Annotated in this window: 12 protein-coding genes; 4 read left to right on the top strand and 8 right to left on the bottom strand. The window is 61.6% G+C overall.

Annotated elements, in window-relative coordinates; translation table 11 throughout:
* Positions 1-5 precede the first annotated feature (5 nt).
* From dnaK to ASD52_RS07065, 4 genes are all read right to left on the bottom strand, one after another.
* Positions 6-1,928 (bottom strand): molecular chaperone DnaK, encoded by a 1,923-nt coding sequence (gene dnaK, locus ASD52_RS07080; protein ID WP_025425431.1) that lies wholly within the window; start codon positions 1,926-1,928, stop codon positions 6-8.
* 261 nt (positions 1,929-2,189) lie between these two features.
* On the bottom strand, positions 2,190-4,421 hold the full coding sequence (locus ASD52_RS07075; protein ID WP_025425432.1) for a transglycosylase domain-containing protein: 2,232 nt from the start codon (positions 4,419-4,421) through the stop codon (positions 2,190-2,192).
* Positions 4,422-4,770: 349 nt separating this feature from the next.
* The gene (locus ASD52_RS07070; RefSeq protein WP_025425433.1) at positions 4,771-4,980 is read right to left on the bottom strand and encodes a hypothetical protein; all 210 of its coding nucleotides are present in this window, start codon (positions 4,978-4,980) and stop codon (positions 4,771-4,773) included.
* A gap of 120 nt (positions 4,981-5,100) precedes the next feature.
* Complete coding sequence (locus ASD52_RS07065) at positions 5,101-5,451, bottom strand: hypothetical protein (RefSeq protein WP_144239129.1); 351 nt, start codon at positions 5,449-5,451, stop codon at positions 5,101-5,103.
* Between the two features lie 446 nt (positions 5,452-5,897).
* Between ASD52_RS07065 and ASD52_RS07060 the strand changes: the two genes are divergently transcribed.
* Both ASD52_RS07060 and ASD52_RS07055 read left to right on the top strand, forming a co-directional pair.
* Complete coding sequence (locus tag ASD52_RS07060) at positions 5,898-6,785, top strand: DMT family transporter (RefSeq protein WP_025425435.1); 888 nt, start codon at positions 5,898-5,900, stop codon at positions 6,783-6,785.
* Positions 6,786-6,876: 91 nt separating this feature from the next.
* Positions 6,877-7,368 (top strand): hypothetical protein, encoded by a 492-nt coding sequence (locus ASD52_RS07055; protein WP_025425436.1) that lies wholly within the window; start codon positions 6,877-6,879, stop codon positions 7,366-7,368.
* 9 nt (positions 7,369-7,377) lie between these two features.
* On the opposite strand, the gene ASD52_RS07050 is transcribed toward ASD52_RS07055, so the two are convergent.
* Positions 7,378-8,325, bottom strand: coding sequence for a YbhN family protein (locus tag ASD52_RS07050; RefSeq protein ID WP_025425437.1), 948 nt, complete (start codon positions 8,323-8,325; stop codon positions 7,378-7,380).
* Between the two features lie 299 nt (positions 8,326-8,624).
* Here ASD52_RS07050 and ASD52_RS07045 point away from each other — a divergent pair, with 299 nt between their 5' ends.
* A complete protein-coding gene (locus ASD52_RS07045) occupies positions 8,625-8,963 on the top strand; it encodes a hypothetical protein (protein ID WP_025425438.1) in 339 nt (112 codons plus the stop codon).
* Between the two features lie 39 nt (positions 8,964-9,002).
* Here the strand turns inward: ASD52_RS07045 and ASD52_RS07040 are convergent, their stop codons facing one another.
* The 3 genes from ASD52_RS07040 to ASD52_RS07030 form a co-directional block, all read right to left on the bottom strand.
* Positions 9,003-10,394: a M20/M25/M40 family metallo-hydrolase gene (locus tag ASD52_RS07040; protein ID WP_025425439.1), complete on the bottom strand. Its 1,392-nt coding sequence runs from the start codon at positions 10,392-10,394 to the stop codon at positions 9,003-9,005.
* A gap of 205 nt (positions 10,395-10,599) precedes the next feature.
* On the bottom strand, positions 10,600-11,043 hold the full coding sequence (locus ASD52_RS07035) for a MarR family transcriptional regulator (protein WP_025425440.1): 444 nt from the start codon (positions 11,041-11,043) through the stop codon (positions 10,600-10,602).
* A gap of 352 nt (positions 11,044-11,395) precedes the next feature.
* Complete coding sequence (locus tag ASD52_RS07030) at positions 11,396-11,779, bottom strand: hypothetical protein (protein ID WP_025425441.1); 384 nt, start codon at positions 11,777-11,779, stop codon at positions 11,396-11,398.
* 89 nt (positions 11,780-11,868) lie between these two features.
* Between ASD52_RS07030 and polA the strand changes: the two genes are divergently transcribed.
* Positions 11,869-14,850, top strand: a complete 2,982-nt coding sequence (gene polA / locus ASD52_RS07025; protein WP_025425442.1) for a DNA polymerase I — start codon at positions 11,869-11,871, stop codon at positions 14,848-14,850.
* Positions 14,851-14,974 lie beyond the last annotated feature (124 nt).

Below are 14,974 nucleotides of genomic sequence, written 5' to 3'. Positions count from 1 at the left end.
GCGACTTAGGCCGACCGCTTGCGATCGTCTTCGTCGTTGACTTCTTCATAGTCCGCGTCGACGACATCGCCGTCGCGCGCGGCGTCAGCGGCGGCATCCGCATGGGCGGCGTCCGTCTGCTGGGCCTCGTAGATCGCCTGACCAAGCTTCATGGAGACTTCCATCAGCGTGTTGGTCTTGGCCTTGATGTCTTCGGCGTCCGGCTCGGAAGCCTCGACGGCGGTCTTCAGCGCGGCAATGGCGTCGGAGATCGCGTTGCGGTCGGTTTCCGAAACCTTGTCGCCGTAGTCCTTCAGCGACTTTTCCGAAGAATGGATCAGGCTTTCTGCCTGGTTCTTCGCTTCCACGCCTTCGCGGCGCTTCTTGTCGGTTTCGGCATTGGCTTCGGCGTCCTTGACCATCTTCTCGATGTCTGCGTCGGACAGGCCACCGGATGCCTGGATGCGGATCTGGTGTTCCTTGCCCGTACCCTTGTCCTTGGCCGATACCTGCACGATGCCGTTGGCGTCGATGTCGAAGGTCACTTCGATCTGCGGCATGCCGCGCGGTGCCGGCGGAATGCCGACGAGGTCGAACTGGCCGAGCAGCTTGTTGTCGGCTGCCATTTCACGTTCGCCCTGGGAGACGCGGATCGTCACGGCCGACTGGTTGTCGTCGGCGGTCGAGAAGGTCTGCGACTTCTTGGTCGGGATCGTCGTGTTGCGTTCGATCAGGCGGGTGAAGACGCCACCGAGCGTTTCGATGCCGAGCGACAGCGGGGTCACGTCGAGCAGCAGAACGTCCTTGACGTCGCCCTGCAGAACGCCGGCCTGGATCGCAGCACCCATGGCCACGACTTCATCCGGGTTCACGCCCTTGTGCGGCTCCTTGCCGAACAGCTGCTTTACGGTTTCCTGGACCTTCGGCATGCGGCTCATGCCACCGACGAGAACGACTTCGTCGATCTCGGCAGCCGAAACGCCGGCATCCTTCAGCGCGGCCTTGCACGGAGCAACGGTGCGCTGGATCAGGTCGTCGACAAGCGCTTCGAACTTGGCGCGGGTCAGCTTCATGGTCAGGTGCTTCGGACCGGAGGCATCCGCCGTGATGAACGGCAGGTTGATTTCGGTCTGCTGCGACGAAGACAGCTCGATCTTGGCCTTTTCGGCCGCTTCCTTGAGGCGCTGAAGAGCGAGCTTGTCGTTCTTCAGGTCGATGCCCTGTTCCTTCTTGAACTCGCCGGCGAGATACTGGACGAGACGCATGTCGAAGTCTTCGCCGCCGAGGAAGGTGTCGCCGTTTGTCGACTTCACTTCGAAGACGCCATCGCCGATTTCGAGAACCGAGATATCGAAGGTGCCGCCGCCAAGGTCGTAGACGGCGATCGTCTTGCCGTCCTTCTTGTCGAGGCCATAGGCGAGCGCGGCAGCGGTCGGCTCGTTAATGATGCGCAGCACTTCGAGGCCCGCGATCTTGCCGGCATCCTTGGTTGCCTGGCGCTGGGCGTCGTTGAAGTAGGCCGGAACGGTGATGACGGCCTTTTCGACCTTTTCACCGAGGTAGGATTCGGCGGTTTCCTTCATTTTCTGAAGGATCATGGCGGAGATCTGCGACGGCGAGTAATCCTTGCCATGCGCTTCGACCCAGGCGTCGCCATTGTCAGCCTTGGTGATCTTGTAAGGAACCATGTCCTTGTCTTTTTGCGTGGTCGGATCCTGGAAGGTCCGGCCGATCAGGCGCTTGATCGCAAAAAGCGTGTTTTCCGGGTTGGTGACGGCCTGGCGCTTTGCCGGCTGGCCAACGAGACGTTCGCCGTCTTCGCTGAACGCCACCATCGAGGGGGTCGTGCGCGCACCCTCGGCATTTTCGATGACCTTCGCATCTTTTCCGTCCATGACGGCGACGCAGGAGTTGGTCGTTCCCAAGTCAATACCAATAACTTTAGCCATGTCGTTCTCTCCTTGCAGCGGACTGTCGGAACCCGGTCAGGCATTCGTGAGACAGTCCCTAACGGGATGGTCTTTGGATTTCTTCGCAGCGGTGGCTGCGCCGATGCGGCGTATATAAGGACCGGCGTTTCGGACTGCAAGGCATTCTGCGGGGCGATTGGGGGCAAAAGCAAGCCTGCGATTGGCGTGCGGCCTACAATAGATGCTCGACCCGCGGCAGGGGCGGCTGCAAACTGCCAGGACGGCGCCGTTTGCGCCGCCTCAGCCGCCCGTCAGGATATCGAAAAGCGTCGTGCGCTTGGTGGCGCCGGTGGTCTCGCCGACGTCTGCCGGCGGCACCATGCCGCCACTGCCCTCAGGCAAAGGCCGGGTCTGCTGCACGGCGGCCGAGCCGTCGACGCCTACAGGCGGCTCAGGAAACGCGTTCGGGTCGCCGGAAAGCATGTCGCCCGCCGCGGCAGGCGCACCTCCGTCATCGAAGACCGGCTGCACCCCGGTTGTGCCGAACAGCGGCGAGGGCGAAAGGCCATCATGTGCGGCCACCATGAAGTCGTGCCAGGCCTTGGCCGGAAGGCCGCCGCCGGTGACCTTCTTCATCGACTTGCCGTCGTCATTGCCGAACCAGACGCCGGTGGTGAGGTTCGAGGTGTAGCCGACAAAAAGCGCATCGCGGAAGGATTGAGTGGTACCGGTCTTGCCGGCCGCCTCCCAGCCCTTCAGACGCGCCTTCTTGCCGGTGCCGTTGGTCAGCACCCGCACCATCATCTGGTTCATTTCGCTGACGATGGCCGGATCGAGCACGCGCGGCGGGTTGTCGTAGGTGTTTTCGTAAAGCACCGTGCCATCGGCCTTCGAAATCCGGCGAATGACATGCGGCGTCGCCTTGAAGCCACCGTTCATGAACGGGGCATAGGCCGAGGTCAGTTCGACCAGGCTCACTTCCGAGGTGCCGAGCGCGATCGAGGCGTTGGCTTGCATCTCGGAATCGATCCCCAGGCGATGCGCCACCTTCACCACGTTCTGTGGGCCGACCTCCATCACCAGCTGCGCGGCGATGGTGTTTAGCGAGTTGGCGAGCGCGTCGGCGAGCGTAACTTCGCCGCGGTATTTCTGGTCGTAATTCTCGGGCGTCCAGTTGCCGATTCTGACCGGGCCGTCGTTGCGGATCGACATCGGCGTGCGGCCGATCTCAAGCGCTGCCGCGTAGACGAAGGGCTTGAAGGCCGAGCCCGGCTGGCGCTTGGCCTTGGAGGCGCGGTCGAACTGGCTCTCGGCGTAGTCCTTGCCACCGACCAGCGCGCGGATGGCGCCGGTGCCGTCGATCGAAACGAGGGCTGCCTGCGAGGCGTCGAGCTTGGCGCCGTCGCCCGCAAGCGTGGCGCTGATCGCCTCCTCCGCCTGCTTTTCCAGATTGAGGTCGATGGTGGTGTCGACGATCAGGTCTTCCTTGACGTCGCCGATCATGCCGGGAAGCTGGTCCATCACCATGTCGGCGACATAGTGTTCGGCACCCGACCAATAGCTCTTGGCCTTGGTCGGCGTCTGCGACATCGCCGTCTTGATCTCGCTGTCGGTAACGAAGCCTTCCTCGCGCATGGCGCCGAGCACGACCTGGGCGCGCTCTTCCGCGGCCTTCGGGTCACGGGCGGGCGACAGGCGGGAAGGCGCCTTCAACAGGCCGGCCAGCAGCGCCGCCTCGCCGAGGTTCACGTCGCGCGCCGATTTGTTGAAGTAGCGCCTCGACGCCGCCTCAACGCCGTAGGCGTTCGAGCCGTAGAACACCCGATTGAGGTACATCGCCAGGATCTGGTCCTTGGAATATTTCTGCTCCAGCCAGAAGGCGAGTAGCACCTCCTGAACCTTTCGTTCCAGGGTCCGCTCCGGCGACAGGAACAGGTTCTTGGCAAGCTGCTGGGTCAGTGTCGAGCCGCCCTGGACCATTCGGCCGGTGGTGACGTTCGTCAGCATGGCGCGCGCCAGGCCCAGAGGGTCGACGCCGAAATGCGAATAGAACCGGCGATCTTCGATGGCGATCACCGCCTGCGGGATATAGGGTGACATGTTTTCGAGCGACAGCGCTTCGCCGCCGGTCGTGCCGCGATTGGCGATGATGTCGCCATTGACGGAGAGAATCTTGACGTTGGGCGGACGCTCGGGGATCGACCAGCTTTCAGCACTCGGCATGCGCGCGCCGTAATAGAGCACCAGGCCGCCGACGCCCATCGCGCCCCAGATGCCGAGCACAATGCACCAGTAAAACAGCGTGCGCACGAGACCGATGAAACCGCCGCCTCCGCCCGAGCCGCGGCGCGTTCCGCCGCGCTTGCTGCGCTGAGCCTTCTTCTTGGGCGCAGGAGCCGATTTGCCACGCGCAGGTTTGCGGCTGCCGCCGGTCACGCGATCGCTGGCCTCGATGCGAAAATCGTCATCGTCTTCGGCGTTGCCGCCGAACGAGGGCTCGATCCGTTGTCCTGACTTGCCGCTTGCTGCCATGCCGTTTGGATTTACCCCTCATGCCGCATTGCGGGCGCCCAGTCGTCCGCCCCAGCAGCGAACGCAATCCTAAAGGCGGGGAAAAATTGATCGCTCGACCCGCCATGGCGATGCGGTGAACTTTAAATGCGGCAATTTAAGGGGGGGTTAAAAACCGAATTGTAAAATATGCATGGTCTTCAACAGCTTGCCGGATTTGAAGCCCCAGGCTTTGCCGCTTCGTTCGCGCACGCCTGCCAGCATCAATCGCGCGGAGCCACGCGCACGCGCCATCATCAACAGCGGAGGAATTGGCCGCAGTTGCCGCCGACGTGCACGATCCGGCATTGTGTCTGTGTCGATGCCGGCCCTATTCGGCGGCCTTTTCGTCCTGAACCACGCGATCGGTCTTTTTCAGGAGCACAATTTCTTCGGACGTCGGCTGGCTTTCCGTCGTGATGCTGGCGGTGGTTGTTGTCGTATCGACCGCTGCATTGGTCTTGGCGTGATAGGCGCATTCGGCAAATGCCGCGGAGGCGGACAGGCCGACGGTGGCCACAGTCACCAGAATGATCTTCATGATCTTCTCCTTCTCGCCCACGCGTGAAATCCTAACCTGCAACGCGAGCCGCTCGAAATCACGATTTTGTTCCGGCGGAGGCTGCGCCAGGGTTATGGAGGTAGATCGAACGTCGTTGCTCTACTCGATCGAACTCCTGAGCGGTGTTTCGCCGACGAGCTTCGCCTGCTTGCTGCGGTCTGGTTCGGTGTACTCGTAAAGCCATTGGCTGAAAGGCAGTCGCAGCAGGACGGTCTTTGCCAGCTTGTTGGTAGCCATCGCATCGCAGTCGCGCGCCGGGTAGGCCTGGCGGGTACACATCGCTTGCGGACTGTCGACCAGGCGGTAGCCGTGACCTTGAAAGACCAGTGTGGTCATCGCGGTCAACCGGTACGAACCGGGCGGCACAACAACGAGGCGCAGGCTGGCAAGCCAGGTCGTCAGAATCAGGAGAACGATGATCGCGGTCGGGACCTGGAGCAATAACTTCAAGAAAGAGCCTGCAATTCCTAGGTGCAATGGCATCTAAGGAACCAAAAACGCCCGCATGTCTAGGAAGATGTGCGCCGTCATATCGGCTATCTTCAGTTGTGGTTTGCAACCTTTAACGCCAATCGCCACTCATATACGCAACCGGTAATAGATTGCGGACATGATTTTGGGTGAAAATTGTGCGATGCAACAAATCCGCCCTTGAAAATATTGCGACGCATGATTATTGTAACACTTATCGAAGCGCTGCACCTCCTCCCGCGGCGCCCGATGCGGATCGGTGGCACTCCTCCTCCCAGTCACCGGTCAAGTTTGAGAGCCTCGTGCACCTCCTCCCGCGCGGGGCTCTTTTCATGTCTGGACCCCCGCGCTCGTAACGAAAGCACCTGAACGGCGACGCAGATTTTGCTGGTCCTGTCGGTGTTGCGGGTGTATCGGCGCGGTTCATGGGCTCCAAGGCAAACGGCTATATCTACGCGCTCCTCGCCATCGTTATCTTTGCGATCCAGGACGGCATCTCCAAACATCTGGGCAGTGTCTATCCGCCGGTCTTCGTGGCGATGATCCGCTATTGGGCCTTTGCCCTGTTCGCCGTGGCGCTGGCCGCCCGCGCAACGGGAGGGCTCAAGCTGACGGCGACGACGAAACAGCCATTGCTTCAGGTACTGCGCGGGCTGCTGCTGCCGCTGCAGATCGTCATGATCATTACCTCTTTCACGATGGTTGGGCTGGCGCATTCGCAGGCGATCCTTTCAGCGACACCGCTGTTCGTAGCGCTTCTGTCGATGCCGCTTCTGGGCGAGCGTGTCGGCTGGCGCCGATGGCTGGCAATCTCGGTTGGGCTCATCGGCGTACTTCTGATCCTGAAACCGGCCGAAGGCGCGTTCGAACTCACATTCCTGTTGCCCTTGGCCGCAGCACTTGTCTTTGCCCTCTATGTCATCGTCACGCGGCTGGTCAGCCGCGACGATCCGGCGATGACGAGCTTCTTCTACACCGGCATCGTCGGCGCCGTGGCGATCAGCCTTGTCGGCCCATTCTTCTGGACGACGCTGTCGCCACCCGATTGGGGTTGGATGCTGCTCTTGTGCCTCACGGGAACCACGAGCCATTATTTCCTCATCCGTGCCTATGACGTGCTGGACGCGGTCGCCGTCCAGCCTCTGACCTATCTGCAGCTGGTCTTCGCGTCGATCATGGGCGTCAGCCTCTTCGGTGAGACGCTGACCACCAACATGGTTGCCGGCTCGGTGCTCGTGGTTGCGGCCGGCATCTTCACCGTCTGGCGCGAGCGCGTCGTTGCCCGCCGCAAGGCGGGCCTGCCGTCGACCTGACGCGATATCGATATTTTGGCGAATCTTGCTATGGCTTCGCCTTGATGTTGTGCTCGGTTGGCTGCCCCAAAAGCCGATCAGGAGGAGTGCCATGACGTTTCCGTCCGCCGCCGTGCTGGTGTTTTCGACGCTCGCTGCCGTGAATTCCGAAGCTCTGGCGCAGGACAACGTCGCCTATATCGACGACCGATCGGATGGTGCAGCAGTCGTTCGCTCGCTCTACAACGCCATCAATCGCAAGGAATATGCGCGCGCCTACGGTTATTTCGGCGAATCGAAACCGGTTGGCGGTTACAGGACTTTCACGCGCGGTTACGACCGCACCGTTTCGGTCGAAATAAAGCTCGGCAAGGTGAAGACCGAGGCCGGCGCCGGCAGCATCTATTCGGCTGTTCCGGTGGCGGTGAAGTCGATCGAAAAACGTTCGCGGGTACGCTTCTTCGCCGGCTGCTACGTGACGCGGATCATCAATCCTTCGCTGCAGGTGCCGCCGTTCACGCCCTATCAGATCGAAGCGGCGCGCCTCAAGGAAGTGAAGGGACCGCTGGAGGCGGCCCTTCCGACCGTCTGCAACGCCCCGTGACGACGACCTCTACTGAATAGGTCCGCGCCGCTCCGCAAGGAATCTTGACCGTTCGAACACCAGGATTACGGCGAGCGCCATGATGAACGGGATGACGAGATAGAGGATCCGGAAGATCGCCAGCGCCGCCAGCACGTCGGCCGGATCCATTTCCGGCAGGGCGGCGATGAAGACGAGCTCAAGAACGCCAAGTCCGCCCGGCGCGTGCGACAAGAGTGCTGCCGAAAACGACGCCAGAAAGATCCCGAGAATGACGATGAAACCCGGATTGCCGGCTTCCGGCAGGGCGAAATAGATGATCCCGGCGGCACCGATCAGCTCGACCGGCGCGATCACCAGCTGCCGCAGCACGATCGAGGGCTTGGGATAATGCAGCTGGAACCAGCGTGTGCGGATCGACGGCAGGCCGACGAGGCTGCCGATCACATAGAGCGCGATCACGACCAGGATCAGCACGCCCGTCGTCAGCGACATTTCGACCGGCAGGAACTCGGCGAACCGCTCGATGATCTCCGGTTTGACCAGAAGCACGATCGCCGAGAGCATCAGGGTGCCGAGCGTAAAGGTGAACGAGCAGAAGGCGACGAGCACGCCGACTTCGCCCGGCGTCAGCCCTTTCGATCGGTAGGCCCGGTAGCGCACGACAGCGCCCGAAAAGACGGAGGCGCCAAGATTGTGCGAGAGCGCATAGGTGGTGAACGAGCAGACGGTGATGAACCACAGCGAGATACGATGGCCGAGGTGATCGAGCGCCAGCTTGTCGTAGCCGGCAAGTGCTGCATAGGCGACCAGCGTTGCGCCGATCGCCAGCAGCCAGCTTCTCAGGGAAATCGCCTTGAAGCTGGCGATGAATTCGTCCAGCGAGAGACCGCTCAGCTCGTGATAGAGCGCATGCACCGAAAAGATGATCGCCGCCAGCCCGACGACGGGCCAGAAATACGCGCGCAGCCTGCTCATACCGGTGTCGCGATCGCTGCAACAATCTTGGCCGAAGGCCCTTTCGACGGCGTCGCCTTTATCTCGGGACGCATCTGTTCATGAAAGCAGCCGCGATCGCGGCTCCAGCCCGTCACAGTTTCGCGTCCGGAACGCGACGTCTCGGTCCTCACACTTGCCAACGATCCAATTTCCCATTCTGATTTGTTTTGCAAAAGGGAAGCATCTGAGGTCGAGCAGGTCAAGGATCGATGCCCCGGCAGGAGCCGGTGTTTGGTCAAGAAATCGCGAACACGACACGGTAAAGCGGAGGCGGGCGGATGCAGAACGATGAGGAAAAGCCGATCGAGCCGGTTTTTCGCAATGGAACGGTGACGGTCGTCGGCGTGGTGCTGTCGTTTTCGCTGGGCTTTCTCACCCAGTGGGCAGCCAATCCGGTGCCATGGAATATGGGCGATCTTCCCGCCGTCATCCTGTTGGCGATCGGCATCCTTTTGCAGATGCATGCGCTCTGGGACTTTCTGCAGCTGCGGTCGCTGCAGCCAAAGGTCTACGGTCAGGCGACGCGCATCTTCTTCATCGGCGTAGTGGTTACCGGCAGCGGCGTGTTTGCAGCGCTTGTCGCCGACTTTGTCGTGATGATCTCGAAAGCGGGGTGATGGTCGTGGCGGGCTGACCCGCCACGACGTCGTTCGATATCAGGCGGCAAGCGCGTTCAGGATGCGGATCCAGGAACGAATGCCCTTGTGATAGGATTGCAGCTCGTATTTCTCGTTCGGCGAATGGATGCGGTCGTCCGAAAGGCCGAAGCCGACGAGCAGCGATTCCATGCCGAGCATCTTCTGGAAGTCGCCGACGATCGGGATCGAGCCGCCCATGCCGATGACCACGGCCGGCTTCGGCCATTCGTCGGAAAGGGCGAGCTTTGCCGTGTTGAGCAGGTTCGAATCGTAGGGCAGCTGGATTGCCGGCGAACCGCCATGGGCGTGAAATTCGACCGTGCAGTCCGCCGGCACCTTCGAGCGCACATAGGCGCGGAAAGCTTCGCGGATCTTCTCCGGGTTCTGGTTGCCGACCAGGCGGAAGGAGACCTTGGCGGAAGCCTGCGCGGCAATCACCGTCTTGAAGCCTTCGCCGGTGTAGCCGCCGGTGATGCCGTTGATCTCGGCGGTCGGGCGGGCCCAGGTGAGTTCGAGGACCGAACGGTTCTTTTCACCAGACGGGATCGACAGGCCGATTTCGCCGAGGAATTTTTCCGCGGTCTGGCCAAGCGTCTCCCATGCAGCCTTGATCTGGGCCGGGGTTTCCTCGACGCCTTCGTAGAAGCCTTCGAGCGTCACGCGGCTGTTTTCGTCATGAAGCCCGGCGAGGATGCCGGTCAGGATGCGGATCGGGTTGGCGGCAGCACCACCGAAATAGCCCGAATGCAGGTCGCGGTCGGCCGCCTTGATGATGACTTCCTCGCCGACGAGCCCGCGCAAGCCCGCCGAGATCGCAGGCGTGTCCCGGTCCCACATGCTGGTATCGCAGACAAGTGCATAGTCGGCTTTGAGTTCGGCCGCATTGGCTTCGAGGAAAGGTTTTAGCGACGGCGAGCCGGACTCTTCCTCACCTTCGAACAGGATCGTGACGCGGCAGGGCAGCGAACCGTGGACTTCCTTGTAGGCGCGGGCGGCTTCGACGAAGGTCAAGAGCTGGCCCTTGTCGTCGGCGGTGCCTCGGCCGGTGATGACCTTGCGGCCGGGCTCCAGCTCCTTGACGCCGGGTTCGAACGGATCGGTGTCCCACAGGTTCAGGGGATCGACCGGCTGGACGTCGTAATGCCCGTAGAACAGCACATGCGGGGCATCGGCGGTGGCGCCGGCGTGATGGGCAACTACCATCGGATGTCCGGGAGTGTCGCGGATCGAGGCGTCGAAGCCGAGGCCGTTCAGTTCCGCGACCAGCCATTCGGCGGCCTTGCGGCAATCGGCCTTGAAGGCCGGATCGGTCGAGATCGACTTGATGCGCACGAGGTCGAAAAGCCTGTCCAGGCTCTTCGGCAGGTTTGCGTCTGCGCGCTCGAGAATGGGGGTGATATCTGCCATCATGCATATCCTTGCTTCAAGTTTTGCCGGAACCTACTGCATGACGCCGCAAATCGGAATCGATTTCAGCAGCGAAATCATGCGGCCGTTCGACGGGCGGCAGCGATTTTGGCGTGTCCGAACGAACCCGCTCAGGTTGTTTAGAACCTCATGCGGGTGGATTTAAGCCAAATTTTTTGATGGAACGATTAGGGAGACGTGTTGCCTGTCACGCGGCACCGCCGTCACGCGCGGCATGGGCAAGCGCCATGCGCATGTATTCGAGCATGAGTTCGCGCTCGAATTGCCTGAGGCCTGATAACAGCGACTGATCGGCGGCAAGCGCTGCCTCCTTGGCCGCCGCCTCGATTTCCCTCGCCCTCTCGGTCAGGAAGATTTGCTGCGAACGCTTGTCCTGCGGATGTTTGCGCCTGACGATGAGCCCGTCGCGTTCCATTCTCGCCAGCGTGTTGGCCATGGTCGCCTGTTCGATGTCGAGCCTGTCGAGAAGCTGTTTCTGGGTCAGACCCTCCTCGGCCCATAGTTCCAACAGGACGGGAAACTGCCCGGGCGCGAAGCCGAGCTTCTGACCGCGCTCCTGAAGTGCACGCGAGAAGCTTTTGGCCAGCAGGCTGGCCAGGTAAGTCGCAGATTCCATACGGTTGAAGGCCATGCTCCAGTGGGTACGCTCGAAGCGGCGCGAAGACAAGTTACAAAGCAGGCGATGGACTTGAGAAAGCCTTATCTCACAAGGATTTGACAAGGACTTGACCCAACCAACGAGAAACCGCCACGGCGCGGAGGCGGCGCCGTGGCGGTTCTCTGAAAACGGGACAAAGGCCCGGAGAGGGGGATAAGGCCTTTGTCCTCATCTGGTGCGGGCGGGGGACAGGCCAATCACCAGAAGACGGCATCACTCGGTGCCGTTGACTAAGATTTGAGGATTCAAATGTGGCTTTTCAAGGATTGGGCCAATGAATCGCACATTACAAATGCGTAACGTTTCTGTGAAAGCCGGACATTGCTCAAGCGCCCTTCGAGCGCCGGTTCCGCAAGGCAAAAATGACCTCCACGGCGCCGATCGCGATTGCAGTCGCCAACGCTGATTTCGCCACATCGCGGGCCGATTGATCCGGCCTGATGCACATGACGATAATGAAGGCGACGAAAAGTGCGGCCCGAGCGATCGCGTATTCGACCTTCTGCCACAGTGGCCACGGCGCGGCGTCCGCCCGTCTGAAATGGGCATCGAGCCCCGTCGTCGCAAGCAGATAGATCGGCGCAAAGACGGTCTTGATGACGACAAGGAATGCCGGATCGCTCAACAGCCAGGAAATGACGAAACAGACTCCGGCAAACCCTGAAAGAACAAGGTACTGTCTCAGTGCATATTGCACGTCATGCGGCATCGCTTGCTCCTCTGTGACAGCTGGACATTGTAGTGTTCGACGAGAAAACCGCAATGGACGTTTGGCTCACCCCGCGCTATCCATTGCCCATGAAAAACGGTGATCACCTCTTCCTCGTCGACGGCTCCGGATTCATCTTCCGGGCGTTCCACGCCATCCCGCCGCTCAACCGCAAATCCGATGGCCTTCCGGTCAATGCGGTGTCCGGTTTCTGCAACATGTTGTGGAAGTTGCTCACCGATGCGCGCGACACCTCCGTCGGCGTGACGCCGACGCATTTCGCCGTCATTTTCGACTATTCCTCGAAAACGTTCCGAAACGAACTCTACGATCTCTACAAGGCCAATCGCTCGGCGCCGCCTGAGGATCTGATCCCGCAGTTCGGGCTGATCCGCCACGCCACGCGCGCCTTCAACCTGCCTTGCATCGAGAAGGAAGGGTTTGAGGCCGATGACCTGATCGCCACCTATACGCGCCTTGCCGAAAAGGCGGGCGCCAGCGTCACCATCATCTCCTCCGACAAGGACCTGATGCAACTCGTGACGCCGAACGTCTCGATGTACGACAGCATGAAGGACAAGCAGATCTCGATCCCGGAAGTGATCGAGAAATGGGGTGTGCCGCCGGAAAAGATGATCGATCTTCAGGCGATGACCGGCGACTCGACCGACAACGTGCCTGGCATCCCCGGCATCGGCCCCAAGACCGCGGCGCAATTGCTGGAGGAATACGGCGATCTCGATACGCTGCTGGCGCGTGCGGGCGAAATCAAGCAGGCCAAGCGCCGCGAAAACATCATCGCCAATGCCGACCTTGCCCGCCTGTCACGCCAGTTGGTGACGCTGCGCACCGACACGCCGCTCGACGTCCCTCTCGAGGAGCTGCATCTCGAACCGCAGGATGGGCCGCGCCTCGTCGCCTTCCTGAAGGCGATGGAATTCACCACGCTCACCCGTCGCGTGGCCGCCGCCACCGATACGGACGCCGATGTGGTCGAACCGGCCGCGGTGCCGGTCGAGTGGGGCGCGGATGCGCGCGGACCGGATCTCGACAAGGCTGCGGCTGCCCCGGCGTCGTCGAGTGCCGGCGAGGCCGCGCCTGCGGCCGTGAGCCAGGTAGCCTCCACGGGCGAGGCCACTGACGCCACACCAGAGGCGCTCGCACAATCGCGCGCAGCCCTTTTCGCCAGCGCTACCATCGACCACTCGCGGTATGTCGCGATCCGCGATCTGCCGACGCTCGACGCCTGGATTGCCGACGCCAAGGACGCGGGCCTCGTCGCCTTCGACACCGAAACGACGTCGCTCGATGCCATGCAGGCCGAGCTCGTCGGCTTCTCGCTGGCGCTTGCTGACTATGGCAAGGACCCTTCGGGAACGGTGATCCGCGCCGCCTATGTGCCGCTGATCCATAAAACAGGAGTGGGCGATCTTCTCGGCGGCGGCCATGCTGAAAACCAGATTCCGGTGCGCGAGGCGCTCAGCCGGCTGAAGGTGCTGCTTGAAGATCCTTCGGTGTTGAAAGTCGCACAGAACCTCAAATACGACTACCTCCTCATGAAGCGACACGGCATCACCGTCCAGGGCTTCGACGACACCATGCTGATGTCCTACGTCGTTGATGCCGGCAACGGCACGCACGGGATGGATGCGCTGTCGGAGCGCTGGCTCGGTCACAAGCCGCTCGCCTACAAGGACATGACCGGCAGCGGCAAATCGTCGGTGACCTTCGATTATGTCGATATCGACCGCGCCACCGCCTATGCCGCCGAGGATGCCGAAGTCACCCTGCGCCTCTGGCACGTGCTGAAGCCGCGGCTGGTGGCCAAGGGGCTGGTGCGCGTCTATGAGCGGCTGGAGCGCCCGCTCGTGCCGGTGCTGGCCCACATGGAAGAGCGCGGTATCACCATCGATCGCCAGATCCTGTCGCGCCTCTCCGGCGAACTGGCGCAAGGGGCAGCGGCGCTCGAAGACGAGATCTACAAGTTAGCCGGCGAAACATTTACCGTCGGCTCGCCCAAGCAGCTCGGCGATATCCTCTTCGGCAAGATGGGGCTGCCCGGCGGTTCGAAGACCAAGACCGGCCAATGGTCGACCTCGGCGCAGGTGCTCGAGGATCTCGCGGCGGAGGGCCACGAACTGCCGCGCAAGATCGTCGACTGGCGCCAGATGACCAAGTTGAAGTCGACCTATACGGACGCCTTGCCGGGTTTCGTCCATCCGGAAACCAAACGCGTCCACACCTCCTATGCGCTGGCGGCGACGACGACGGGACGCCTGTCCTCGTCCGACCCGAACCTGCAGAACATCCCGGTGCGCACCGCCGAAGGCCGCAAGATCCGCACGGCCTTCATTGCCACATCAGGTCACAAGCTGGTTTCGGCCGACTACAGCCAGATCGAACTGCGCGTGCTTGCCCATGTCGCCGACATCCCGCAGCTTCGCCAGGCCTTTGCCGATGGCGTCGACATTCACGCGATGACGGCTTCGGAGATGTTCGGCGTTCCTGTCGCGGGCATGCCGAGCGAAATCCGCCGGCGGGCGAAGGCCATCAACTTCGGCATCATCTACGGTATCTCCGCTTTCGGCCTTGCCAACCAGTTGTCGATCGAGCGCTCGGAAGCCAGCGACTACATCAAGAAGTATTTCGAGCGTTTCCCCGGCATTCGCGACTACATGGAAAACACCAAGGCCTTTGCCCGCGAGCACGGCTATGTCGAAACGATCTTCGGGCGGCGTGCACATTACCCCGACATTCGCTCGTCGATCCCCTCGCATCGCGCCTTCAACGAGCGCGCTTCGATCAACGCGCCGATCCAGGGGTCCGCAGCTGATATCATCCGTCGTGCCATGGTGAAAATCGAGCCGGCGCTGAGTGAGGCGAAGCTTTCCGCCCGCATGCTGCTGCAGGTGCACGACGAACTGATCTTCGAGGTCGAGGATGCCGACGTCGAGCGGACCATCCCGATCGTCGTGTCGGTGATGGAAAATGCCGCGATGCCGGCGCTCGACATGCGGGTACCGCTCAAGGTCGATGCCCGCGCCGCGATGAACTGGGACGAGGCGCACTGAGGTTTCCCTGAGGGATTCCATCAGCGACCTTGCATCGACAGCTGCGGTTATTCTTGCAGAAGGCGGCCACGACGGCCGCCTTCTGCCTGTCGGCGTATCACGATGATAGAAAGCGCATGCCGCC

Source organism: Ensifer sp. Root142 (assembly GCF_001426785.1).
GTDB lineage: Bacteria > Pseudomonadota > Alphaproteobacteria > Rhizobiales > Rhizobiaceae > Ensifer > Ensifer canadensis.
The sequence above is the reverse complement of the archived record's forward strand: the minus strand, read 5'-3'. Positions and strand labels throughout refer to the sequence as shown.

What these genes read in the sequence shown, in the direction of transcription:
- polA (WP_025425442.1), top strand. Translation starts at nt 11,869, where the DNA reads ATGAAAAACGGTGATCACCTCTTCCTCGTCGACGGCTCCGGATTCATC.
- ASD52_RS07045 (WP_025425438.1), top strand. Translation starts at nt 8,625, where the DNA reads ATGCAGAACGATGAGGAAAAGCCGATCGAGCCGGTTTTTCGCAATGGA.
- ASD52_RS07040 (WP_025425439.1), bottom strand. Translation starts at nt 10,394, where the DNA reads ATGATGGCAGATATCACCCCCATTCTCGAGCGCGCAGACGCAAACCTG.
- ASD52_RS07060 (WP_025425435.1), top strand. Translation starts at nt 5,898, where the DNA reads ATGGGCTCCAAGGCAAACGGCTATATCTACGCGCTCCTCGCCATCGTT.
- ASD52_RS07070 (WP_025425433.1), bottom strand. Translation starts at nt 4,980, where the DNA reads ATGAAGATCATTCTGGTGACTGTGGCCACCGTCGGCCTGTCCGCCTCC.
- ASD52_RS07035 (WP_025425440.1), bottom strand. Translation starts at nt 11,043, where the DNA reads ATGGCCTTCAACCGTATGGAATCTGCGACTTACCTGGCCAGCCTGCTG.
- ASD52_RS07055 (WP_025425436.1), top strand. Translation starts at nt 6,877, where the DNA reads ATGACGTTTCCGTCCGCCGCCGTGCTGGTGTTTTCGACGCTCGCTGCC.
- ASD52_RS07030 (WP_025425441.1), bottom strand. Translation starts at nt 11,779, where the DNA reads ATGCCGCATGACGTGCAATATGCACTGAGACAGTACCTTGTTCTTTCA.
- ASD52_RS07050 (WP_025425437.1), bottom strand. Translation starts at nt 8,325, where the DNA reads ATGAGCAGGCTGCGCGCGTATTTCTGGCCCGTCGTCGGGCTGGCGGCG.
- dnaK (WP_025425431.1), bottom strand. Translation starts at nt 1,928, where the DNA reads ATGGCTAAAGTTATTGGTATTGACTTGGGAACGACCAACTCCTGCGTC.
- ASD52_RS07075 (WP_025425432.1), bottom strand. Translation starts at nt 4,421, where the DNA reads ATGGCAGCAAGCGGCAAGTCAGGACAACGGATCGAGCCCTCGTTCGGC.